The following is a 22,755-nucleotide window of genomic DNA, read 5'->3' as shown; positions in this document are numbered from 1 at the left end:
TTTGCGTCAAGGATGGGAGCAGACGGGGCAGTCGGGGCGCTTGGGCAGCTTCATCTCGCGGAAGGTGCCGCTCAGGCCGTCGATCATCAGCAGGCGGCCGCTGTAGCTTTTGCCCATGCCTGCCAAGAGCTTGATAGCTTCCAGTGCTTGCAGGCTGCCCACCAGACCCACCACGGGGGCGAGTACACCGGCTTCGACGCAGGTGAGGGCCTGCTCGCCAAACAGGGCGCTGAGGCAGGCGTAGCAGGGTTCATCTTCCTGCCAGGTGAAGCTGCAGAGCTGCCCCTCCAGCCGGATGGCGGCGCCGCTGACCAGCTGCACCTTGTGCTGGCGTGCCTTTTGGTTGAGCAGGTCGCGAATGGCCAGGTTGTCAGTGCAATCCAATACCAGCTGGTGTTGGGGCAACAGGGTATCGAGCAGCGCCTCGTCGGCCACGGCCGCGTGGGTCTCCACCTTGAGCCAGGGATTGAGCGCGCGCAGCGACTGGGCGGCAGAGTCTACTTTGTAGTGACCGATGCGCTCATCGTTGTGCAGCACCTGACGCTGCAGGTTGGAGAGCTCCACCTTGTCGAAATCGACCAAGGTGAGTTGGCCAACCCCGGCCACCGCCAGATACTGGCTGGCGGCGCAACCAAGGCCACCGGCGCCGATCACCAGCACCCTGGCCTGCTTGAGCGCCTCCTGCCCCTCGAAATCGAAGGACTTGAGGATGATCTGGCGGTTGTAGCGCAGCAGTTCGGCGTCGCTCAGGATCTCGCTCACAGCAGCAATCCCCCGAATGGCTCCACGGTGACCGTCTCGCCCACGGCGACGCGGCCCCGTTCCCGTTCAAGAACTATGTAGCAGTTGGCTTGCGACAGGGAGCTGAACACGGCGGAGTCCTGCGAGCCGGTGCTGCGCACCTCGATGCCGTTCGGTCCCTGACTCAGGATGCCGCGCTGGAAGTCGAGTCGGCCCGGGCTCTTTTTGAGTGGCTCGGCCGCAATGGCTTGCAGCTGGAGCGGGCGCTCGAAGTGCTGGCCCGCCAGCTTGGCCAGCGCCGGTTGCACCAGCTGATCGAAGGTGACCATGGCGGAGACGGGGTTGCCCGGCAGGCCGAAGAACCAGGCGCGGGGCAGACGGCCAAAAGCAAACGGCTTGCCCGGCTTGATGGCCAGCTTCCAGAAGCCAATCTCGCCGAGCTCGTCCAGCAGTTGTTTGGTGAAGTCCGCTTCCCCCACCGAGACGCCGCCGGTGGTGATGAGTACATCGGCCTCTTCGTCGGCGCGGATAAAGGCGGCGCGCAGCTGGGCGGGATCGTCCGGGATGATGCCAAGGTCGAGGCAGTCGCAGCCCATGCGCGCCAGCATGGCCCGTACGCCATAGCGGTTGGAGTCATAGATATCGCCGTGGGCGAGCGGGGTACCAACCGGTTTGAGCTCATCACCGGTGCTGAAGATGGCCACTTTCAGCGGGCGACGCACCGTGACGGTAGCCACGCCGAGGGAGGCCAGCAGTGGCATTTCGCGCGGGGTGAGGCGAGTACCGGCTGGCAGCACGCAGGCGTCCTTGCCGATATCGCTGCCGGCGCGGCGGATATTCTGGCCCGGTTCGGGTTGTGCCAGAAAAGTGATCCGATCGCCGTCGGCCTGCGTTTCTTCCTGCATCACCACTGCATCCGTACCAGCCGGTACCGGAGCACCTGTCATGATACGCACGCAGTGGCCAGCGGGCCATTCACCCTGATAGGGCTGACCGGCAAACGCTTTGCCCGCCATGATGAGCGGGGTGCCGCTGGCGAGATCCGCAAGGCGTACGGCATAACCGTCCATGGCAGAGTTGTCGAAGGGGGGCACGGCGAGTGGGGAGGCGATATCACAGGCCAGTACCCGGCCAAGGGCATCAGGCAGGGGCAACTGCTCGGTGTCGCAGCAGCAGGCAAGTTGTTCCAGCATCCCTTGCAGGGCATCGCTTAAGGGGAGTAGTCCGCTGGTATCAAATCCCATCGTCATGACCTCTTTCTATGATTGAAGGCGGGATTATCACAAAATTCCCCGGGGATGGGCAGGTTATCTCGAGGGAATCTCGGGGTAATCGGCGCAAAAACGGGGGTAGATGGCCATAAAGTATGAGGTGACGCACAAGTTGACTTGAATCTTGGCGGCAATGGCCGTTTACTATGCCGCCATAACAGATGGCCGTCACATCCTGTGTGGCTACCATTACAGCGATACCGTCGGCCCTGTGCGCCGCCATAACATAGGGGGATGCTCCTTGAGCAGCCCTCAGTCCCTGAGCGTGGGAGAAAAGACAATGACAACCTTAAGTCCGGAAGCCTTGCTGGTCAGGGCTGCCCTCGAAGCCCAGGGACTGGAAACCCCCCTGGTTGCCAACGAGCTGAACAGTCAGCAGAAGCGGGAGAAGATCGAAGGCCATATGCGCTCCATCATGGAGACACTGGGGCTGGATTTGGCCGATGACAGTCTGGCCGAGACACCGCACCGCATCGCCAAGATGTACGTCAACGAGATCTTCTCCGGCCTCGATTATTCCACCTTCCCCAAGGTGACGGTGATCGAGAACAAGATGCAGGTGGACGAGATGATCATGGTGCGGGACATCAGCCTCACCAGCACCTGCGAACACCACTTCGTCACCATCGATGGCATGGCCCATGTGGCCTATATCCCTCGCGGCAAGGTGATTGGCCTGTCGAAAATCAACCGCATCGTGCAGTTCTTCGCCCGTCGTCCCCAGGTGCAGGAGCGGCTGACCCAGCAGATCCTGCTGGCGCTGCAGACCCTGCTCGGTACCAAGGACGTGGCTATCAGCATCAAGGCGACCCACTACTGCGTCAAGGCGCGGGGGGTGATGGACTCCACCTCCTACACCACCACCACCTCCCTCGGCGGGGTGTTCAAGACCCAGCCCGATACCCGGGCCGAATTTCTCGGTGGCCTGCGCGGATAAGATGGCGGTTGTTTTGTAACCGCCATGCTGAATAAACGAGACGCCAGCTGCCATTGCTGGCGTTTTTCATTGGTTCAGGATGAGAGTGGCGGTCTGCCACTGCTTGGCCCGCGTGGCTTGCCCTATGCAAACGTTATGCATTTTTTCGATTTATTCATCTGAGCGATATATTTAATCGAACACGAAAAAAACCTCGCTTTCACCTTACAAAAAGTAACCGGACAGACTCTTTCCGAACCGCCACGATCCGGTTACTCTAGCGCCCCCTCACGGCTCTCGCTGCCCCTCATGGAATTCAGAGATATTCATCAAGGTTGGATGGTGCGCCACTGAACAGGTGGCCAGATAGTTCATGTCAGGAGGGCGTGAACCGGACGAGTGCTACGAATTTAACGACCACCAGGATATCCCATGAATACCAGTACCATGACCATAGGTAAAAAACTCACCGCCGGCTTTGCCGTGCTCGGTTTGATGGTCGCCTTTATCGGCGGTTTTGCCCTTGTCCAGTTTGGCAACATGAATGATGTTGCCATCCGGTTTACCGACAGCATCTTGCCAGCGGTCAATCGCACCAGCGCGATCGGGGATTCTCTCGGTGAGTTGCGTCGTTATGAGCTGGGTTATTTCGTGGTGGCCGCCGAGCCGCTGAAAAGGGCTGAATATCGGAATATTGCCAGTCAACAGCTTAACTCGATCGCGCAGCAGCTGATTGCCCATGACAAGACGATCTGGCCTGAGGATGTGGCGGAGCGCCGTACCTTCGATACGGTGAAATCTGACTGGGATCGTTACGTCGCCCTGCACCAGCGAGTCACACAGCTGCAAGACAGCGATCAGCTTGCCGAAGCCCAACGCATCTTCCTTGAGGAGGGGGTTCCCCTTTACACCGCGCTGAGCAAGTCAGTGGCCTCCCTGATCCAGATTAACCATGGTTATGCGTCTGAATCCCGCAGTGACATTGTCGACTCTTATCAATCCGCCAATCTGAGTGTCACCATCGCGCTGGTGATTGGTCTGATCCTTGTGGTGGTGCTCTCCGTGGTACTGACCCGCCAGATCCGCGACCCGCTGATCATGCTGGCCCGTCAGGCCCAGCGTATTGCCAATGGCGATCTGGGTCAGGGCGAACTGCAGCAGTGGATCCGTGACAGCCGCTTCAACCGCGATGAACTGGGTCAGCTGGGCTCCGCCATCAACCGGATGCAGGGCTCCCTCTCCGATCTGGTGAGCGAGATCGCCGGCTCCGTGAGCCAACTCAGCAGCGCAGTGGAGGAGGTGAGCGCCATCTCCAGCCAGTCCGCCAGCGGCATGGCTATCCAGCAGAACGAAGTCTCCCAGGTGGCGACCGCCATGAACGAGATGCAGTCCACCGTCAACGAAGTGGCCCGCAACACCACGGATGCCATGAGCGCCGCCAAGGATGCCTCCCGCACCTCTGCTGCCGGCAGCGAAGTGGTGCGCAGCTCGATTACCAGCATCGAAGAGGTGTCGGTCAAGATTGAACAGGCGGGCACAGTGGTGCAGCAGCTGGAGGCCGACAGCGCCAACATCAGCGTGGTACTGGATGTGATCCGCGATATCGCCGGTCAGACCAACCTGCTGGCCCTTAACGCTGCCATCGAAGCGGCCCGTGCCGGTGAGCAGGGTCGTGGTTTTGCGGTCGTTGCGGATGAAGTGCGTTCATTGGCCCAGCGTACCCAGGACTCCACCGCCGAGATCAGCAAGATGATCGAGCTGTTGCAGAGTCGCGCCGCTGAGGCGGGCAACGCCATGCAGCTGAGTCGTCACCAGATGCAGGAGAGTGTCGGTCTGGCGCGGGATGCCGGTACCAGTATCGAGACCATCAACGGTGCCGTGGTGCGCATCACCGACATGAACACTCTGATCGCCACCGCCACCGAAGAGCAGAACGCGGTGACCGAAGAGCTCAACCGCAGCATCGTCAACATTCACAATGCCGCTGACGAGAATGCCCAGGGCGCTCATCAGATCGCCCAGGCTTGCGTCGAGCTGAGCAAGCTGGCCAACACCCTGCACCATATGACCCAGCGCTTCACCCTCTAAGGGTTGATGCATGGATAACAGAAGGCCCCGCAATTGGCGGGGCCTTGTTGTTTCTGGCGTTGTGGAAGGGCTCAGCTCAGGCCGACTATCTCGCCGTTCTCATCGATATCGATATGGCGATAGGCAGGCAGACTGCCCAGCCCCGGCATGGTCATGATGGGGCCCGCCAGCGCATAGACGAACCCGGCACCGGCGCAGAGCTTCAGCTCGTCGATGGGCACCTCGAAATCGGTCGGTACCCCTTTGAGGGCTGGGTCGTGGCTGATGGAGAGCGGCGTCTTGGCTACGCAGATGGGCAAGTGATCCCACCCTTCGGCGGAGAGTTGGGCCAGCTGCTGGCGGGCTTTATCGGAGATCTGCACCCCGCGACCGCCGTAGCCGCACTCCACCAGGGTCGCCAGCTTGGCGTCGAGGCTCGCCTCGTCGGGGTAGAGCAGTTTCACCTTACCTGGTTGCTCGCAGGCGGTGACCACGGCGCGGGCCAGCTCGCTGGCACCGGCACCACCTTGGGTGAAGGCGTTGGAGATGGCCGCGCCACAGGCACCGGCTTGCTGCGCTTCATGGGCCAGCAGCGCCAGTTCGGCCTCGCTGTCGGTGGGGAAGCGGTTGATGGCGACCACCACCGGCACCCCGTAGCGGCGGGCGTTCCGGATATGCCAGGCGAGGTTGGCGCAGCCCTGCTTGAGGGTCGGCAGATCTTCCCCCTGCAGGCTGGCTGGTAGCGGCTGGCCCGGACGGATATCGAGCAGACCGCTGTTGGCCTTGAGACCGCGCACCGTGGCTACCAGCACCACGCAGGCGGGGGTAATACCGGATTGGCGGCTCTTGATGTTGAAGAATTTCTCAAGCCCCATGTCGGAGCCAAAACCTGCTTCGGTTACTACATAGTCGGTCAGGCCAAGAGCGATGCGATCGGCGATCACCGAGGAGTTGCCGTGGGCGATGTTGGCAAAGGGGCCGGCGTGTACCAGCACTGGTGTCTGCTCGGTGGTCTGCATCAGGGTCGGTTGCAGCGCATCTTTCAGCAGCACCGTCATGGCGCCCGCTACTTCCAACTGTTCGGCGGTAATGGGCTTGCCGTGAATATCGCGGGCCAGCTGGATGCGGCCGATGCGCTGGCGCAGGTCTTTCAGATCGCTCGCCAGCGCCAGAATGGCCATCAGCTCGGAGGCGGCGGTAATGACGAAGCGATCGCTGCGTTCTACACCATCGGCAGCGCCCCCCTGTCCAATCGTGAGGTGGCGCAGGGCGCGGTCATTCATGTCGAGGGTGCGTGGCCAGAGAATGTTATCGGCATCGATATCGAGCCGCGGCAGGCCGGTTTTGGCGGTGAACTCGGCATCCAGTTTCTGTTCGTGGAACAGGCGGGCATCGAGGGCTGCCGCCGCCAGATTGTGGGCCGCCGTCAGGGCGTGAAAATCGCCGGTGAGGTGGAGGTTCATCTCCTCCATCGGCACCACCTGGGCGTGGCCGCCACCAGCGGCCCCTCCCTTGACCCCGAATACCGGCCCGAGGCTCGGCTGGCGGATAGTGGCGATGCTGGGCTGGCCGATATGGTTGAGCCCCATGGAGAGGCCAAGGGTAGTCACCGTTTTCCCTTCACCGAGCGGGGTCGGGGTGATGGCGCTCACTAGTACCAGCTTGCCGCTCTGCTTGGGCTGAGACTTGAGCAGGTCGAGGCTGAGCTTGCCTTTGTAGTGGCCATGAGGGCTGAGCAGGTGCTGGGGGATGGCGAGGCGTTCGGCCAGCGCGTGGATTGAGAGACGGGGGGACTGGCGGGAGATCTCGATATCGCTTAGCATCAGCACCTCGTTGGCATATCGGGGTAAAATATGCGGCGCAGTCTAGTGGAATATAACGGGTAATCCAATGACGAAAACGATTTTATTTGGTGATGATGAGGTTCGTCAGAATCCTGTTCTGCTGGATCTCAACGCACTCTATCATCCCCCCAAGCAGCCGATGACGGCGCTGGGGATTGTCAGCGCGCTGGTGCCGTTGTTCGGTTTCGGCTGGCAGGCGATGACCCAGGACCCCGAAACCCAGCTGCGCCACGAGATCCGCAAACGGGTCAACAAGCACAAGACAGACGAGGCAAACCTCATTTTGATCCTGCAGCTGGCCACCATGTTTGACTGCCCCGAGATTGAAGTGGCGCTCCCCTATGCTCTCAGTGAGCAGCAGTTGTCGGTGATCCGCACCCGACTGCCACGCTGGCAGTTGAGTCTCGAGCAGGAGCGTCTGCTAGCCAAGCTCACTCCTGTTGCCGCATCCACCGCCGCACCTGGCCAGCGCTAGGTTTCAAGCCGGACCAGCAGGCCGTATCCTCTGCTCTGGCAATCATCACGGCTTATCCCACTGTTGCGGGGCGAGATAGCGCTCCTGCACGAACTCGATAAAGCAGCGCACCTTGGCCGAGACGAAGCGGCGGTGCGGATAGACCGCATAAAGTCCCACCTCTCCCTTGTCCCACTCTGGCAGCAGGCTGACCAGTTGCCCTGACCGCAGGGCCTCCCCCACGATAAAGGTGGGCTGCAATATGATGCCCTGATCATCACAAGCGGCGCGGGTCAGCGCCACCCCGTTGTTGGCCCGCAGCGGCCCCTGTGGCCGGATGCTCTGCTGCTCGCTTCCCCGTTTGAAGTGCCACTCCGGCTGGGTCAGGGTGTAGATCAGACAGTCGTGCTGCTTGAGATCCTCGGGTTTTCCCGGTCTGCCCTTGCGTGCCAGATAGGCGGGGCTGGCGCAAAGCTCGACCCGAATGGTGGCAAGCTGGCGCGCCACCAGCGAGGAGTCGCTGAGGTGGCCGATCCGCAGCGCCAGATCGAACCCCTCTTCCACCAGTGCTACCCGCCGGTCGCTGTACTCGATATCGAGTTTGAGGTCGGGAAAGCGCTGGCGAAACAGCGGCAGGGCGGGGGAGAGGTGCAGATAGCCAAAATCCATCGGCACCGAGAGCTTGAGGGTACCGTTCGGCTGCTGGTTGTGGTGGGTCAGCTGGCTGTGGGTCTCTTCCAACTCCGCCAGCAGGGCGAGGGAGCGCTGGTAGTAGAACTGGCCCGCTTCGGTGGGATTGACCTGACGGGTGGTGCGCGACAGCAGCCGGGTGGCGAGGGACTCCTCCAGCTGCTGCATTAGCTTGGAGGCCATGGCGACCGAGATGCCGAGCTGGTTGGCGGCCTTGGTAAAGCTCTGGCACTCCACCACCTTGATAAAGGTACGCATGGCGGCGATCTGGTCCATTTTCCATCCTCAGTAAATAATGAATTTAATAAATCACTGATTATTCATCTTCAGAACGAGGTTAGCATTTTAACCACTGATGTGAACCCCAAGATGAAGGAAAGAACGGATGAAAATGACCAAGGCTCTGCTGGCCTCCTGCCTGTTTATGGTTACCCCTCTGATGGCGGCGGATTACGATGTGGATGCGGCGCACACCACGGTGCAGTTCAAGGTGGGTCACCTGGGCTTCTCCGAGCTGGTGGGTCGCTTCAACACCTTCAGCGGCACCTTCAGCATGGATGACGCCAACCCGGCGGCCGCCAAGGCGAGCTTTGAAGTGGATGCCGCCAGCGTCGACTCCAATCACGAGGCCCGCGACAAGCACCTGCGCAGTCCGGACTTCCTCGACGTGAAGCAGTATCCCAAGATGACCTTCGTCAGCTCCGCTTACGAGGGCACCAAGGATAAAGGCGTGCTGAAAGGGACCCTGACTCTGCACGGTGTCTCCAAGGAAGTGGCCTTCGATCTGGTCAAGATCGGTGAGGGCAAGGATCCCTGGGGCGGCTACCGCAGCGGCTTCAACGCCTCCACCACCATCAAGCGCAGTGACTTTGGCGTGAGCTACATGCTGCCCGGCATTCCGGACGAGATGAACATCAACCTGTTTGTCGAAGGCGTGCGCAAGTAATGGGCGCGGAACTTCTGCTGCAAACCCTGGCGGCTCCTCTGGGAGCCGCTTTGCTATCGTGGCGCTGGCCGCGACTGGGTTATCTGTGGGGCGCGCTGGCGCTCTGGCTGGTGGGCTCATTGCTCGGCGGTCTCTATGGTATTCCGGCCAAGGCGTGGCAGTGGCTGCCGCTGACCCTGCTGGTGCCCGCCATTGCGGCTCAGGTGAACGATCTGCGCGGTTCACTGCTGCTCTTTGCGGTGTTCAGTGCGCTGGTGTGGTGGCAGGGGCTGGCCTCGGTACTGGCGAGCGAGCCCGGGATCTGGCTGGCACTGCTGCCCGCCATCCTCTGGTTTGGCTGGAGCACCTTGCGCGGTGACAGCCGCGAGGGGCTCGGGTTTGCCCTCGGTTTTATCTGGCTGGCGCTGGTGATCGGCATCGATGGCAGCCTGCTGATTGCCCAGCTGGCAGGTGCCTTGGCAGCCTTTGCCGGTTTTCGCGCCCTGCTTGCCACCTTTGTTGGCATCAAGGTAGCACCCGCCGGTCTGGCGCTGGCCCTCGCCTTCGTCCAGATGCTGGCCTGGCAATATGTGGAGGTGCCGCTGGTGGTGTTGCTGCCGGTCTGGTTGCTGCCGCTGCTGGAGTGGGCGTTGCGTGACAAACCCTGGCCAGTGCGTTGGGGTGGGTTGATCTTGCTCGCTGCCGCGGGAACCGGGCTCAGCCTATGGTGGGTCTGGCCTGCTGCTTCTTTGTACTGATTTTTGCATGAAAAACAGGCAATTACAGTCATTTTTGCATACTCGCTCATACTCTTGGTAGATAATGATTGAGCCCCATATGTGTTTCAGATAAAAAGGATTTTCATTTTATTTGGACACACACAGAACCCGGCCGTGCCGGGTTCTGTTTGCCTGCTTTGCGGCACATAAGGAGGCCACAGTTGCGCAGTCAAGGATCTGAGCATCTGTTTTTTCGCCATTTCACCGGACAGGGACGTATCGACGGTCTCTGCATTCTGCTGGTCACTCACCTGCTTCCCGATCGCCCCCATTTTATCGATGCCCTCGGTCAGATTGGGCGGATTGGCGCGATTTTACCCAAACCGAAATCGGTACATGGCCCGACCCTGGAGTGGGTATCACAACACTATCCGGTGCTGCCCCTCAACCGGCGCTGGACCAATGATCCCGACAGCATCATCCAGCAGATTGCGCCGCTGGTGGCCCCCCACGAGCGGTTGCTGATCCTCGATATTGGCGGTTACTTTGCCAAAACCCAGGTGATCTTGAGTGAATACTTCGGGCCCCGTTTCCTCGGGGTGGTGGAGATGACCGAGAACGGCCATCAACGCTATGAGCAGGAGGTGCTGGCGACCCCGGTGGTGTCGGTGGCGCGCAGCCCCCTCAAGCAGGCCGAGGATATCCAGATTGGTTTGAGCGTGGTCTACTCCGCGGAGTCGCTGGCTCGTAACCTCAACCGTACTTTCAACGTCTGCGAAGCCGTGCTGTTTGGCTATGGCAAGGTGGGGCGCAGCATCGCCCGCGACCTGCGCTGTCGCAACCTCCATCTCGGGCTGGTGGAGACCGATGTGCTGCGACAGGTCGAAGCGCTCTCTCACGGTTTTCGCTTGATCACCAAGGCCGAGGCGTTGAGCCGCGCCGAGCTGGTGATCTGCTCTACCGGCAACGGCTCGCTGGATTTGGCGGATCTGCAGGCGCTGCGCCCCGGCACCATGGTCGCCTCGGTCACCTCGGCCGATGACGAGTTTGCCTTCTCGCTGGCCCAGTTGCCGTGGCCGAGCGAAGAGGTGTGCCCCCATGTGCTGGCCCTCAACCGGCCGGATGGTACCCAGATCTACCTGCTCAACCGGGGTGAGGCGGTCAACTTCGTCCATGGCGCCGTGATTGGCGAATATGTCTATCTGGTGCTGGCGGAGATCATGGAAGGGATCCGGATGCTGGCGGCAGGCCCTCTTGCTCCCGGCCTGTTCGAGCTGCCAGAATCGGCGATGCGTACCATTGCCCGCCATTGGCTGGCCGATTTTCATGGGGTTGATCAGCACTGATTTGACCGAACCGGGATTGGCCATTGGGTGGCGGTACGCCACTTCCCGCCATTGGCCGCTTTTTTATGGAGTCACTCATGACCGAGTCTGAAACCCTGATCAGCAAACCCCGCATCGAAATCCGCTACTGCACCCTCTGTCGCTGGATGCTGCGCGCCGCCTGGCTGGCGCAGGAGCTGCTTTCCACCTTTGACAGCGATCTGGGGGAGGTGGCGCTGGTGCCGGCCTGCAAGGGGGAGTTCCGCATTCTGGTGAACGGGGTGCAGGTGTGGGATCGGGTGGTCGATGACGGCTTCCCCGAGGCCAAGGAGATCAAGCAGCGGGTGCGCGATGTTATCGCCCCTGAGCGGGATCTCGGCCACTCGGATCGCAAGGCGGCCGAGTAACGCCAGATGGGCCGAGCGCCTCGAAAAGGTGCTGAGCATGAGAGCGAAAGGAGAGGGAGGCGATGGCCTCTCTCTCCTTTTTTGCCTTTGGCTGTTTGCCTGGCGCCTGCAGGGCTATGAGCGCGGCTCGGCCAGATGACTGCCGATATAGCGGGCCCGCTTGTGGGGCTTGATGCGGCTCACATCGACCCACACCAGGCCATCGATGCAGTGGTTGAAGTCGGGGTCGATACCAAAGTCCATAAATTGCACCCCGCCCGGCTCGCACAGCTCGGAGTACTGCTTGTAGAGGGTGGGGATGGCGCAGCCCAGATTGTCGAGACGGGCCTTGAGTGCTTTGAGATCGGCGCCGTAATCCACCCCTTCGAACAGAGGCTGCGTCTCGGGGTAGGGACGGCGGGAGGGGGCCAGCGCCAGCTCGGGGGCAAAGTGCTGGCGGTAGAAGCTCACCAGCAGATCCTTGGCCGCCGGCGGCAGGCTGCCGGAGAGCGACACCGGGCCAAACAGGTAGCGGTAGCGGGGATAGCGGGCCAGATAGGCACCGATGCCGAACCAGAGATAATCGAGCCCCCGCTTGCCCCAGTAGGCGGGCTGGATAAAGCTGCGGCCAAGCTCGATAGCCTGCTCCAGCCGGGGCAGCAACTTATCCTCAAAGCCGAACAGGGTGTGGCTGTAGAGGCCATCCTTCCCCTTGCTGGCCAGCAGCTCCGCCACCGGGGCAAAGCGGTAGGCGCCGATAATGTCGAGTCGGGCCGGATCCCAGAGGATCAGGTGGTGATAGTCGTTGTCAAAACCATCGAGATCCCGCCGCTTGCCAGACCCTTCCCCCACTGCGCGAAAGGCGATCTCCCGCAGTCGCCCCAGCTCGCGCAGGATCACCGAGTGGCTCAGTTCGTGGCGGCGGTAGAGGTAGATCCCCTGACCATCCGGGGTGGTGCCGAGCTGTTCGCAGCTTTCGATGGCCTGTTTGAGTTGGCGGCGATCCCCCGGCAGGGCGATGGGGGCCTCGGTCTGCAGCCGTCCCGCCTTGCCACGGCCAATCCGGTAGAGGTGGTTGCGCACCAGCCGCGCCGCCGTCTTGGCGGGCAGCTCCTGAAAACTGCCGAGCGGAATGCGCGCTCCTATGGTCACCGGCAGGGTCTGCCCCTGCTGGCGAAACAGCTGGCGCACCAGCAATAGGGCGGAGGCGGGCTTGTTGAGCCAGGAGGCGAGATAGAACCAGAGGCTGTTGCGCCCTCCCAGATGGATGGGCACCAGCGGGGTGCGGGTGCGCTGGGCCAGCTTGATAAAGCCTGCCTGCCAGGGGCCATCTTTCACCCCCTTGAGGCCAAGCCGCGAGACTTCGCCTGCGGGGAAGATCACCAGTGCCCCTTCATGGGCGAGGTGTTCGTTCATGGCGAGGATGGCCTGTCGATCGGTCTTGCCCTCCATATTGTCTACCGGCAATAGCAGAGGGCGCAGCGGCGCGAGTTGGGCCAGCAGCTGGTTGGCGACGATCTTCACATCGGGGCGAATGCGACCGAGCAGTTGTAGCAGCGCCAGTCCGTCCAGCGAGCCGATGGGGTGGTTGGCGACAAGAATGACCCGGCCGCTGGCGGGAATATGCTCCAGTTGCGCCTCGCTGACCCGATAGTCGAAATCGAGCTGGGTCAGCGCCTGCTCGACAAAGTCGAGGCCGCGCAGGTGCGGGTAGCGGGAGGCAAAGGCGGCAAAAGCCTGCTCGTTGAGCAGCCAGCCCAGCAGCCGCTTGAACAACGGGGTAAGCAGGGGATAGCCAAGCAGGCGGGGGAAGTGCTGGGTCAGCAGGGTATCGATAGTGAACATCTGGGGGGCTCCGGCGATCCGTTGCTCCCAGCATGATGTGACACTGTTCCCGCGACATGTCAGCGGGATGACAGTTTGATGGCAGCGGCGGCCAGTTGCTCCTGAGCGACCCTCCCCGGTTTCCCTTTCTTGATGGGTGATGGCCAGATAGCAAGGGGGGCGCCGGTTAACCGGCTCCCCCCTTGGTTGTCATGGTAATCGATTAGCCGCGCCAGGCTGCGGTGAGGCGCACCAGCTCCACCAGGGTGGCGACCGATTTCTCCATGGATTGCAGCGGGATGAACTCGTGCTTGCCGTGGAAGTTGTGGCCACCGGTGAAGAGGTTGGGGCAGGGCAGACCCATAAAGGAGAGGCGGGCGCCATCGGTACCGCCGCGAATGGGCTTGATCTTCGGCACCACGTCGGCGGCCTCCATGGCGGCCTTGGCCAGCTTGACGATATGCATGTGCGGCTCAATCTGGCTGCGCATGTTGCGATAGCTGTCGGTCAAGGTCAGCTCGATGCGGGCCTTGGGATATTCGGCCTGCAGGGCGGCCACCCGGCTCTGCATCTCGGCCTTGCGCGCGGCGAAATGTTCGTCGTCGAAGTCACGGATGATGTAGTGCAGGGTGCTCTCTTCCACGGTACCGCTCATCTGGGCCAGATGGAAGAAGCCCTCATACCCGTCGGTGCACTCCGGGGTCTGCTCGGCAGGCATGGCTGCGTGGAAGCGGGCGGCCAGGGTCTGGCTATTGATCATGTTTCCCTTTGCGGTGCCGGGGTGGACGTTGTTGCCGATAAAACGCACCGTGGCGCTGGCAGCGTTGAAGTTTTCATACTCCAGCTCGCCCAGTTCGCCGCCATCCACGGTATAGGCCCACTTGGCCGGGAATCTCTCCAGCGGGAACAGGTTGGCGCCGCGGCCGATCTCCTCATCCGGAGTAAAGCCGACCCAGATATCGCCACGTGGGATCTCGGGGTGGGCCTGCAGGTGGTCGATGGCGGTAAGGATTTCGGCAATGCCTGCCTTGTCGTCAGCGCCCAGCAGGGTGGTGCCGTCGGTGGTGATGAGATCCTGACCCAGATAGTTTTTCAGGAAGCGGTAGTCACGGATGGCGAGCACCTCGTCACCCTTGCCAAGGCAGATGTCGCCGCCCTGATAGTTTTCGATGATTTGCGGTACTACGTGCTCCGCCTCGTAGTCGGCGGTGTCCATGTGGGCAATCAGGCCGATGGCGGGGGCGTCCGGCTGGTTGCCTGGCAGGCAACCGGTGAGGTAGCCGTGCTCATCCAGAGTGACCTGGGTCAGCCCCAGCGCCTTCATCTCTTCTTGCAGGGCACGGGCAAAGATCAGCTGGCCTTCGCTGCTGGGGCAGGCTGGATTGGTCTCATCGGAGCGGGTATGAAAAGTTACGTAACGCAGAAAACGCTCAAGCAGGGTATCCATTAGTCAGCCTCTAACCGATTGTGAGCGGTCATTGTGGCCAATCCGTGCGGGGCACTCATTGCGTCAGCGCAGGTTTTTCCCATTTTTTGACGCAAGGGAAGAGCGGCGAATGTGCGGCGCGCGGGGCAACGTCCGGGAGGGAGATCGCATAAATGTGGCATTTATTGCGATATTTAGGCGCTGGCGGTGGCGGCCAAATTCCCCTCAGCGACCGCACAGCAAGGCGTCAGCCCAATCATGGCGTTTTCACACACTTTTCAAGGGGAAACCGGGCTGTCGCATAACCTGCGCCATCCCAGAGCCCGCCTGCCCGCCAGCAAGATTTGATCGACTTATTAAAAGGGGATTTTGAACACTATTTTTTATTGTCACTGCCCGCGGTAAGTGTGTACACTCCGCGCCGATCCAAGGGCAACCCTGAAGCAGGCAGAGCCGCCAGAAACCCGACCGATCATACGCCTATAGGGCGAGGCACGCAGAAACGACAGACACTGCTGGGGAATGGTTTCTTTAATACCGGTTAGGCTCCGGTATCAGGGAGAACAACAGACTCTCATCCTTCATTTGACCGAGTGGGCCACCGGCTCATCATCTTCCCTTGTCATGGGCGGTCACTGACGATGAGGTGGGCTGTGGTTGTTGTCGTCTATCAACACGCATGCGTGCTGGCGCCTTCGCTTCTCTTCCTTGGAACCCTCTCCTTCTGTCGGGATCGCTGCCGAATGATGAACTGACGGCGTGGCTGATGTCGTCTGTCATCAAAGTACCGCGGCGCCACGGCATAGTGGCACCGCATACCGTTGAGCTTGATGTAAAGCCACCAGCCCCACATCAAGACTCGTTACTTCCCCAAGATCCACCAGGCAGCCTCTGGCTTGCCGCGATGTGCAAAGCGCTGGTTTGGGTGGCTGCGTCTCGTGATGGCAGCGCTCGCCGTACTCTGCACTAGATGGTCTGGATGTGATTGAGGGTAACGAAGGCGACTTTGGGTCGCTCATTTGCGAGGCATAGCCCATGACTAACTGGTCCAGCAAGGACTCCTTGAAGGTCTACAACGTTCCCTACTGGGGTGCGGGTTTTTTCAATATCAATGACGCCGGTCATGTGACCGTCGCCCCCGACAAATCACGCCCTGACGCGCATATTGTGCTCTCTGACGCCATCGAACAGTTGCGTCAGTCCGGGCTGACCACCCCCGTGTTGCTGCGCTTCCCCGACATCCTCAAGAGTCGGGTCGATGCGCTGTTCAACGCCTTTGGTCAGGCCATCGAGAAGTCAGGCTATGAAGGGGACTACCTCTGCGTTTACCCGATCAAGGTAAACCAGCAGCGTCGTGTCATCGAGACCATCAGCCAGTCCTACAGCGACAAGCCCCGGCTTGGCCTGGAAGCTGGTTCCAAACCGGAACTGCTGGCCGTGCTGTCCCATCACCATGAGCAAGGCTCGGTGATCGTCTGCAACGGTTACAAAGACCGCGAATATATCCGCCACGCCCTCCTGGGCAACCTGATGGGCCACAAGGTCTACATCGTGGTGGAGAAGCCCTCCGAACTGGAAATGGTGCTGGACGAGTCAGCTCGTCTCAACATCAAGCCCAACATCGGGGTGCGTGCCAAGCTCGCCTCCACCGGCTCCGGCATGTGGGAATCGAGCGGTGGCTCCATGTCCAAATTTGGTCTCTCCGCCTCCCAGATCCTGGCGCTGATCGAACGTCTGCGCGGGCTGGGCAAGCTGGATTGCCTGCAACTGCTGCACTTCCATCTGGGCTCCCAGATCGCCAATATCCGCGACATTCAGGGCGGCATACGCGAGTGCGGCCGTTTCTACGCTGAACTGCGTCGCCTCGGTGCCAACATCGAAGTTGTGGACGTCGGTGGCGGCCTGGGGGTGGACTACGAGGGAACCCGTTCCCAGAGCCACTGCTCCGCCAACTACAGCCTCTCCGAGTACGCCAACAACGTGGTATGGGGCATCGGCGATGTCTGCCGCGAGTTCGATCTGCCGCACCCGACCATCATCAGCGAGTCTGGCCGTGCCCTGACCGCCCACCACGCCGTGCTGGTCACCAATATCATTGGTGCCGAAGGGGTGGAGATGAACGACATCAGCGCGCCGGACGAAGATGCACCGACCATTCTGCAGAACATGTGGAAAGGCTGGCTGGATCTGCGCAGCGAAGATCCCTCCCTGCTGGAGATCTTCCACGACTCGGTTGCCGATCTGGGTGACGTGAATACCCAGTACACCATGGGCCTCTTGAACCTTGAACAGCGTGCCTGGGCCGAGATGCTGCACCAGAACACCTGTCTGGCGCTCAAAGAGATGCTCAACCCGGTCAACCGCAACCACCGTGCGCTGGCTGACGAACTGAGTGAAAAGCTTGCGGACAAGTGCTTTGCCAACTTCTCTCTGTTCCAGTCCCTGCCGGATGCCTGGGGTATCGGTCAGGTATTCCCGGTGATGCCGCTGGCGGGTCTCGATCGTCCGCTTAGCCGTCGCGGTATCCTGATGGATATCACCTGTGACTCCGACGGTCAGGTCGAGCACTATGTCGACGGTCTGGGGGTCGAGAGCACCCTGCCGATGCCGGTCTACGGCGAGAACGAAGAGTGCCACGTCGGCTTCTTCCTGGTCGGTGCCTATCAGGAGATCCTGGGGGATCTGCACAACCTGTTTGGTGACACCCACTGCGCGGAAGTGTGGCTGGACGAAGAGGGCAAGATGGACATTCGCAACGTGGTGCGCGGCGACACCGTCGACCAGCTGCTGCGTTACGTCAACATCGACCCGTCCGTGATCCGCGAAAACTACCAGCGGATCGCCGCTCACCCGGCGCTGGACGATGCCACTCGCAAAGCCCTGCTCGACGAGCTGGAGCTGGGCCTGCAAGGCTACGCCTATCTGGAAGACGAATAAGCCTTCTGTTTGCCCCTCGCTTTTGAGGGAAAATGAAAAAACGGCGCCTGCGGGCGCCGTTTTTGTTACCGGGGGCCATCCGGCGATATGACGGGGCACTCGGCCCATCTTCATTCGGATAACCGATGCGGGCTCAAGGCATCCGCATGCCACAGATCTGGCAGATATCTGTCCCTTTCAGCTGTTTCCCTTGATCTGCATCAAGCGTGAACCTCGGTGGTTATTTTACGGTCAGGAGTGATGTTGATGGAATGTAACAAAAGGATGTGCATATGGAACTGAAAAGGGACCCGAGATGCTATACCGACGTCTGTATCGACGGTAAGTGGTATCACTACGACCACTGCAGCACCAACGTCTATATGCTGATGGGAGGCGCCGCGCCGAGCCTTCAGCTGGCCTATGAGCCGAGCAGCGAAGAGGAACTGATCGAGATGCTCCAGCAGCTGGGGCGCTTCTGACTTACCGAATTGATGTCTTGCCATATGGCCATCGGGCGCGTTGCCACGATGGCCACCACTCTTTACCGCTGCACCTAATCTAGGCGGGTTTTATTACCGAATAACCCCTTGCCAATCTCCAGCATGGCGACGGCTGCGGCATAGCTGCTATCAGACTTGCCTATCTCATCCGCCACGTAGAGAAAATTGGATTGGTACTTCTCGACGGCCTCCCGTGGACTGGTCGCGTCAATAAAGTCCTCCTCCACCTCGAATCCTTGGGTCAGCAGTGCCGCCTTTTCACTCAGAAAAGTCGGTGATGCCATGTCGATAAAGGTGTATTGCTGCCGATTGGACGCCGGAATGGTAAAAAACTGGTATCTGGCCATGGGTAAATCCTCGCTTGAAGCGGGTGATAAATGACGTGACGCTGTGTTTAATCTGTGGCTCGCAGGCGGCTTGCTTGCCTCGACGTCGCAGACCGTGCGTGTCGGGAACGCCGCATTTTGTTTTCGTTCGAGACTACTTTGTTGGCATCTGCCCGGCAAGTGGGTCGCAGAGATTTTCTGGATGATCCGAGCAACCGAGATGTTGTGGCAGGGGCGAGACCGGGATAATGCCGGGCTCACGTTGAGCCCGGCTTGTCAGCGCTCTGTTACAGCACGAAGCTCTGTACCATGGCGCGCAGCTGTTCGGTGAGCTGGTGGATCTGGCGGGCGGCATCGCGGGCGGCGTTGGCCACTTGCAGCGCCTCGTCACTGCCATCGGAGATGCGCACCACGTTGCGTTCGATCTCGTTGACCACGGCGCCCTGCTGCTCGATGGCGCTGGCGATGATGGCGTTGGTATCGACCATTCGATCCACCTTCTCGGTGATGGCGCCGAAAGCCTGTTTTGCCTCCTGCGCCAGCCCGACCCCCTCCTGCGCTTCATGGCTGGCCGCCGACATGGCGGTGACCGAGGCGCGGGCGCCGGATTGCAGCTGTTCAATCATCTGCTGGATCTCGACGGTGGCCCCCTGGGTGCGGTTGGCAAGAGACCGCACCTCGTCGGCCACCACCGCAAAGCCGCGACCCTGCTCACCGGCCCGGGCCGCTTCGATGGCGGCGTTGAGGGCCAGCAGGTTGGTCTGTTCGGCGATGCCACGGATCACGCTGATGACGCCGCCAATCTGACTGCACTGCTGCTCCAGTTGGCCTATGGTGTCGGCGGTGCGCAGCACCTCGCGGTTGATATGATCGATGGCCTTGATGGTGCGCTCCACCACATCCTCGCCCTGACCGACCACGTTCTGCGCCTCCTGGGTCATGCGGGCCGCTTGCAGGGCGTTGCCCGCCATGTCTTGTGAGGTGGCAGCCAGCTCCTTGATGGCGGTGGCGACCTGATGGGTCTCCCCTTGCTGATCGGCAATGACCTCCTGTGAGCGGCAGGTGCGCGCTTCGATCTCGGTGGCGCTCTCCACTACTGTGACACCATTTTCACGCACTCGCAGCATCAGGGTGCGCAGGGTCTCCAGGGTCACGTTGTAATCCCGGCTGATGGCGGCCAGCTCGTCCTGACCAACGATCTCGATATGCTGGCTGAGATCCTGGGCGTTGACCCGGGCGGCGATATCGCGCACCCGACCCACGGTGTCGCGCAGGGATAGATAGGCGCCGATCATCAGGTAGAGGTAGAGCAGCAAGCTGGCGGTCAGCGGCGCGGTGACCCACCAGAAGTGGCGTTGGTTGGCGGTCAGCCGCTGATGCAGGTCGGCCTCCAGCCGCTGGCGTACCTGGCCTGCCAGCGCGGTGATAGCCTCGTCCATCTTATCCCCCAGTGCCTGCACCTCCTTGGTGGAGAGCTGCACCAGCTGATCTTTCATCATCTTGTTTTCCATGGTCTCGACCCCCTGACGCACCAGCTGTATCAGAGCATCGGTCTGCTGACCCAGCTCGGCGCGGTAGGCCGGTTCAATCTGGTAAAGCAGGGTCAGGTCTGCTTCCAGCTCTTGCAGGGTGGCGCTGATAAGATCAAGACGAAAACGCAGGCCGCTGTAGCCCTCTGCCTGAAACAGGCCGAAATCGGCGATGGTGGCGGCGCGATCCCGCACTTGGGCCAGCAAGTCGCGCAGCTGCGGCAACCGCTCGCTGGCGAGGATCACCATGTAGTAGGTACCGAGCGCCGGATCCTGGATCAGGCTGCTACTGGCGGTAATGTGCTTGTAGAGATGGCGCACCTCGGTCAGCAGCTTGTCGTGGCGCAGGTTGCTCTGCTCCACTTCCAGCTTGCCCGCTTCACTCTGCAGGGCGGCCCAGCCCTGCTGGATCACCTCAAAGGAGGGGTTGTTCTGGCGGGTGTCGGCAAAGGCTTGCAGGCTCTGATCAACGGCTTGTGCGGCTGCCTTGACCTGATCATCACCGACCGGATCTGCTTCATAGGCGTGACGGGTTACCAGATTGCGATGGATGAGCAGGGCTTGCTCGATAGCGGGCACGGGGGTGAGATTGACCACTCCCGCCAGCTCGCGGTTGGCCTGGACGTTGTCATCTTGCAGCCGCCCCAGCAGATTGGTCATGCTGTAGGCCAGTGGCAGCAGCATCAGGCAGGACCAGAGCAGGAATTTGTATTTGAAGGAGAGCTGATTGCCCAGCCGGATGGCGGGGTTGAAAATCCATTTCATGTTAAGCCTCGATACCTGAGTGCGGGCGTGAGTCGTGTTGCCTGAATAGTACTCCGAGCGGCCTCCCTTGGGTGATGGCCGGTTGCAAGTTGTGATCCCCTTGGCTTTTTACTTCCGGGCGGGGCGCCGTCAGCCGAGCCAATAGAAAACGGGCCACCCGAAGGTGACCCGCGGTCGATAAGGGGACACCGATCAGTTGAACGCCAGGAAGGGCGAGACACAGAGCAGTAGGCCAGTGACGATGATGATGTAGAGGGAGGTACCCTTGTACTTGTGCAGCGCCGGTACCTGATAGACCAGATAGGCCGGGATGAGGCAACCCACCATGCCGAAGATGGGGCTGCAGATGGAGGTGAAGCTCAGTACCGGTGCGTTGAGCACGATGGCCCCCCAGGAGAGCATGACGGTAAACACCATGATGCCTTTGCCTACCAATCCTTTGTTGATGCGGTTTTCCGGCAGCACCCTGCGCAACAGGTTCATCGCCAGACCCTGACAGGCTTCACGAAAGCCCAGATAGACGCCGAAGTAGGCGGTCATCACCGCGAAGATGTTGAGGGTGAGGCTCAGGAGCTTGAGGGTCTGGCCGGGCATCCCCTGGGCTACCATCGCCAGCGCGGAGATGTTCTCTTCAGAGGCTTTGACCGCCTGATCGTGGCCCATGGCCAGAGTGAAGGAGACCGCGTAGAAGAACACCACCACAAACAGGATGCCGAAGGCGATATTCATGGCGCGCATCGCCTTGTAGCGGGCCACTTCCAGCGACTTTTCCCGCGAGCGGTAGGAGATCACCATGGGACTCAGGCTCTGGATAAAGAGGATGGAGGTGAGGGTAAAGGGCAGCATGATGATGGCATCCTTCATCCAGTCACCGGCGGCGGGCATGGCGGTGATGTTGGCCGCATCCCACTTGTCCACCATCATAAGGCCGAGCACTGCGACCACGCTGATCTTGGTCAGCACCATAAAGGTGGAGATCTTGAACAGCAGGTTTTCGCCGCGCGAGGCCAGTGCCACCAAGCCACAGATCAGCACCAGACCGTAGAGGGGATTTTCCGAGAGCAGGCCGTCGGTGACGCCGAAGCTCTGCAGGAAGGAGGCGCTGTCATTGGTGATGGCGGTGGAGTAGACGAAGACCCAGATCACCAGCATCACGAAGTAGAGGGCGCCGAGCAGTACACCCCAGTTCTTGCCGAGGTAGCCGGTGATGACGCTGGGGTAATCCTTGCACTCCGGCGAGGTGGCCAGGGTGTTGATAAAGAGGCGTTGGAACATGTACATGGCGGGGTAGCCGATCACCGCCGAGAGCAGAAAGACCCACAAGCCCATCAGACCCACCTGTACCGGCAGGAAGACGATCCCTGCGCCGATGGCCATGCCGATGCTCATGATGATCCAGCCCCAGTCGGTGCTGTCGAAGCGAACCGCTTCTTTCCATTCCAGCGTGCCCATCACGGGGCTGGCGAGTGTAGTGCTATGCGCGTCCATTAAAACCTTCTTTTTTGTAGGGATGTGGGAAAGCGGCGCAAATATAGTTGAATGAAACTGTCATAAACAATGCCCATAAGAGTACTTTTGTTCAAATCAGGATGGTGATCACGGTTTACATTGAGGCCGAAAGGTGCCTTTAAACGCCATTTTTGTATCTTTTTGTTGAATGGATAAAATAAAAAGCAAATAATGTTGAACAGAATGAGATTCATGATTGCAAAAAAAATTGCACAAACAGGAGTGGCTATATGAAACGCATCATCACAGCAGCAGCGGCACCTGACGCTATCGGTCCCTACAGCCACGGCACTGCCTATGGCGACCTTATCTTTACCTCCGGTCAGTTGCCGGTCTGCAAGCTGCAGGGTGGTGTGGTGGAAGGGGGCATTGCCGCCCAGACCCGCCAGTCACTGGAAAACCTGAAATCCGTGCTGGAAGCCGCTGGCGGCTCGCTGGATACCGTGCTCAAAACCACCTGCTACCTCGCCGAGATCAGCGATTTTGCCGCGTTCAACGAGGTCTATAAAGCCTATTTCCAGAAAGATTGTCCGGCGCGCAGCTGCTTCGCAGTGAAGGATCTGCCGATGGGCGTCAAGGTTGAAGTGGAAGCGATCGCCCATATCGCTCGTTAATGCTG

The 22,755-nt window shown here is 60.5% G+C and carries 19 protein-coding genes; 10 read left to right on the top strand and 9 right to left on the bottom strand.

Annotation, left to right across the window (positions count from 1 at the left end; all coding sequences use genetic code 11):
* Positions 1–6 precede the first annotated feature (6 nt).
* Both moeB and moeA read right to left on the bottom strand, forming a co-directional pair.
* Positions 7–762: a molybdopterin-synthase adenylyltransferase MoeB gene (gene moeB, locus G5195_RS01615; protein WP_274160338.1), complete on the bottom strand. Its 756-nt coding sequence runs from the start codon at positions 760–762 to the stop codon at positions 7–9.
* Positions 759–1,985: a molybdopterin molybdotransferase MoeA gene (gene moeA / locus G5195_RS01610; protein WP_421222117.1), complete on the bottom strand. Its 1,227-nt coding sequence runs from the start codon at positions 1,983–1,985 to the stop codon at positions 759–761. The genes moeB and moeA overlap by 4 nt, the downstream gene beginning before the upstream one ends.
* Positions 1,986–2,292: 307 nt before the next feature.
* On the opposite strand from moeA, the gene folE reads away from it, so the two are divergent.
* Both folE and G5195_RS01600 read left to right on the top strand, forming a co-directional pair.
* On the top strand, positions 2,293–2,949 hold the full coding sequence (gene folE / locus G5195_RS01605; RefSeq protein WP_005344140.1) for a GTP cyclohydrolase I FolE: 657 nt from the start codon (positions 2,293–2,295) through the stop codon (positions 2,947–2,949).
* A 411-nt stretch (positions 2,950–3,360) separates the two neighbouring features.
* Positions 3,361–5,016 (top strand): methyl-accepting chemotaxis protein, encoded by a 1,656-nt coding sequence (locus G5195_RS01600; protein ID WP_421235764.1) that lies wholly within the window; start codon positions 3,361–3,363, stop codon positions 5,014–5,016.
* A gap of 71 nt (positions 5,017–5,087) precedes the next feature.
* Here the strand turns inward: G5195_RS01600 and G5195_RS01595 are convergent, their stop codons facing one another.
* Positions 5,088–6,818, bottom strand: coding sequence for a formate--tetrahydrofolate ligase (locus tag G5195_RS01595; protein ID WP_421222120.1), 1,731 nt, complete (start codon positions 6,816–6,818; stop codon positions 5,088–5,090).
* 67 nt (positions 6,819–6,885) lie between these two features.
* On the opposite strand from G5195_RS01595, the gene G5195_RS01590 reads away from it, so the two are divergent.
* Positions 6,886–7,314, top strand: coding sequence for a hypothetical protein (locus tag G5195_RS01590; RefSeq protein ID WP_421222122.1), 429 nt, complete (start codon positions 6,886–6,888; stop codon positions 7,312–7,314).
* 45 nt (positions 7,315–7,359) lie between these two features.
* On the opposite strand, the gene G5195_RS01585 is transcribed toward G5195_RS01590, so the two are convergent.
* Positions 7,360–8,259, bottom strand: a complete 900-nt coding sequence (locus G5195_RS01585; RefSeq protein ID WP_150997262.1) for a LysR family transcriptional regulator — start codon at positions 8,257–8,259, stop codon at positions 7,360–7,362.
* A 109-nt stretch (positions 8,260–8,368) separates the two neighbouring features.
* Between G5195_RS01585 and G5195_RS01580 the strand changes: the two genes are divergently transcribed.
* From G5195_RS01580 to G5195_RS01565, 4 genes are all read left to right on the top strand, one after another.
* Positions 8,369–8,929 carry a YceI family protein gene (locus G5195_RS01580; protein ID WP_216951725.1) on the top strand — a complete coding sequence of 187 codons (561 nt, stop codon included), beginning with the start codon at positions 8,369–8,371 and terminating at the stop codon, positions 8,927–8,929.
* Positions 8,929–9,666 carry a hypothetical protein gene (locus G5195_RS01575; protein ID WP_201980853.1) on the top strand — a complete coding sequence of 246 codons (738 nt, stop codon included), beginning with the start codon at positions 8,929–8,931 and terminating at the stop codon, positions 9,664–9,666. The genes G5195_RS01580 and G5195_RS01575 overlap by 1 nt, the downstream gene beginning before the upstream one ends.
* Positions 9,667–9,848: 182 nt before the next feature.
* The gene (locus G5195_RS01570) at positions 9,849–10,973 is read left to right on the top strand and encodes an adenosylhomocysteinase (RefSeq protein ID WP_421222125.1); all 1,125 of its coding nucleotides are present in this window, start codon (positions 9,849–9,851) and stop codon (positions 10,971–10,973) included.
* A gap of 77 nt (positions 10,974–11,050) precedes the next feature.
* Positions 11,051–11,359, top strand: a complete 309-nt coding sequence (locus tag G5195_RS01565) for a SelT/SelW/SelH family protein (RefSeq protein WP_216979195.1) — start codon at positions 11,051–11,053, stop codon at positions 11,357–11,359.
* Between the two features lie 114 nt (positions 11,360–11,473).
* On the opposite strand, the gene G5195_RS01560 is transcribed toward G5195_RS01565, so the two are convergent.
* Both G5195_RS01560 and pepT read right to left on the bottom strand, forming a co-directional pair.
* A complete protein-coding gene (locus tag G5195_RS01560; protein ID WP_421235763.1) occupies positions 11,474–13,183 on the bottom strand; it encodes a lysophospholipid acyltransferase family protein in 1,710 nt (569 codons plus the stop codon).
* Positions 13,184–13,385: 202 nt separating this feature from the next.
* Entirely contained in the window at positions 13,386–14,609 is a 1,224-nt protein-coding gene (gene pepT, locus G5195_RS01555; RefSeq protein ID WP_421235762.1) for a peptidase T, read from the bottom strand.
* Between the two features lie 1,014 nt (positions 14,610–15,623).
* Here pepT and speA point away from each other — a divergent pair.
* Both speA and G5195_RS01545 read left to right on the top strand, forming a co-directional pair.
* The gene (gene speA, locus G5195_RS01550; protein ID WP_005344160.1) at positions 15,624–17,525 is read left to right on the top strand and encodes a biosynthetic arginine decarboxylase; all 1,902 of its coding nucleotides are present in this window, start codon (positions 15,624–15,626) and stop codon (positions 17,523–17,525) included.
* 272 nt (positions 17,526–17,797) lie between these two features.
* Positions 17,798–17,986 carry a hypothetical protein gene (locus G5195_RS01545; RefSeq protein ID WP_005334402.1) on the top strand — a complete coding sequence of 63 codons (189 nt, stop codon included), beginning with the start codon at positions 17,798–17,800 and terminating at the stop codon, positions 17,984–17,986.
* Positions 17,987–18,060: 74 nt separating this feature from the next.
* Here G5195_RS01545 and G5195_RS01540 read toward each other — a convergent pair whose 3' ends face one another.
* The 3 genes from G5195_RS01540 to G5195_RS01530 all read right to left on the bottom strand — a co-directional run bounded on the left by G5195_RS01540 (position 18,061) and on the right by G5195_RS01530 (position 22,115).
* The gene (locus tag G5195_RS01540; protein WP_421235761.1) at positions 18,061–18,354 is read right to left on the bottom strand and encodes a hypothetical protein; all 294 of its coding nucleotides are present in this window, start codon (positions 18,352–18,354) and stop codon (positions 18,061–18,063) included.
* 266 nt (positions 18,355–18,620) lie between these two features.
* Entirely contained in the window at positions 18,621–20,627 is a 2,007-nt protein-coding gene (locus tag G5195_RS01535; protein ID WP_421235760.1) for a methyl-accepting chemotaxis protein, read from the bottom strand.
* 192 nt (positions 20,628–20,819) lie between these two features.
* On the bottom strand, positions 20,820–22,115 hold the full coding sequence (locus G5195_RS01530; RefSeq protein ID WP_421235759.1) for a hypothetical protein: 1,296 nt from the start codon (positions 22,113–22,115) through the stop codon (positions 20,820–20,822).
* Between the two features lie 251 nt (positions 22,116–22,366).
* On the opposite strand from G5195_RS01530, the gene G5195_RS01525 reads away from it, so the two are divergent.
* Positions 22,367–22,750: a Rid family detoxifying hydrolase gene (locus G5195_RS01525; protein ID WP_040095234.1), complete on the top strand. Its 384-nt coding sequence runs from the start codon at positions 22,367–22,369 to the stop codon at positions 22,748–22,750.
* The last annotated feature ends 5 nt before the right edge of the window (positions 22,751–22,755 follow it).

It is taken from the genome of Aeromonas sp. 601039 (assembly GCF_049174415.1).
GTDB classification, from domain to species: domain Bacteria; phylum Pseudomonadota; class Gammaproteobacteria; order Enterobacterales; family Aeromonadaceae; genus Aeromonas; species Aeromonas veronii_A.
The sequence above is the reverse complement of the archived record's forward strand: the minus strand, read 5'-3'. Positions and strand labels throughout refer to the sequence as shown.

Coding starts and splice junctions, on each gene's coding strand:
- G5195_RS01535 (WP_421235760.1), bottom strand. CDS start 20,627: ATGAAATGGATTTTCAACCCCGCCATCCGGCTGGGCAATCAGCTCTCC.
- G5195_RS01560 (WP_421235763.1), bottom strand. CDS start 13,183: ATGTTCACTATCGATACCCTGCTGACCCAGCACTTCCCCCGCCTGCTT.
- folE (WP_005344140.1), top strand. CDS start 2,293: ATGACAACCTTAAGTCCGGAAGCCTTGCTGGTCAGGGCTGCCCTCGAA.
- G5195_RS01540 (WP_421235761.1), bottom strand. CDS start 18,354: ATGGCCAGATACCAGTTTTTTACCATTCCGGCGTCCAATCGGCAGCAA.
- G5195_RS01565 (WP_216979195.1), top strand. CDS start 11,051: ATGACCGAGTCTGAAACCCTGATCAGCAAACCCCGCATCGAAATCCGC.
- G5195_RS01530 (WP_421235759.1), bottom strand. CDS start 22,115: ATGGACGCGCATAGCACTACACTCGCCAGCCCCGTGATGGGCACGCTG.
- G5195_RS01595 (WP_421222120.1), bottom strand. CDS start 6,818: ATGCTAAGCGATATCGAGATCTCCCGCCAGTCCCCCCGTCTCTCAATC.
- G5195_RS01585 (WP_150997262.1), bottom strand. CDS start 8,259: ATGGACCAGATCGCCGCCATGCGTACCTTTATCAAGGTGGTGGAGTGC.
- speA (WP_005344160.1), top strand. CDS start 15,624: ATGACTAACTGGTCCAGCAAGGACTCCTTGAAGGTCTACAACGTTCCC.
- G5195_RS01525 (WP_040095234.1), top strand. CDS start 22,367: ATGAAACGCATCATCACAGCAGCAGCGGCACCTGACGCTATCGGTCCC.
- G5195_RS01590 (WP_421222122.1), top strand. CDS start 6,886: ATGACGAAAACGATTTTATTTGGTGATGATGAGGTTCGTCAGAATCCT.
- G5195_RS01600 (WP_421235764.1), top strand. CDS start 3,361: ATGAATACCAGTACCATGACCATAGGTAAAAAACTCACCGCCGGCTTT.
- moeA (WP_421222117.1), bottom strand. CDS start 1,985: ATGGGATTTGATACCAGCGGACTACTCCCCTTAAGCGATGCCCTGCAA.
- G5195_RS01575 (WP_201980853.1), top strand. CDS start 8,929: ATGGGCGCGGAACTTCTGCTGCAAACCCTGGCGGCTCCTCTGGGAGCC.
- pepT (WP_421235762.1), bottom strand. CDS start 14,609: ATGGATACCCTGCTTGAGCGTTTTCTGCGTTACGTAACTTTTCATACC.
- G5195_RS01580 (WP_216951725.1), top strand. CDS start 8,369: ATGAAAATGACCAAGGCTCTGCTGGCCTCCTGCCTGTTTATGGTTACC.
- G5195_RS01545 (WP_005334402.1), top strand. CDS start 17,798: ATGGAACTGAAAAGGGACCCGAGATGCTATACCGACGTCTGTATCGAC.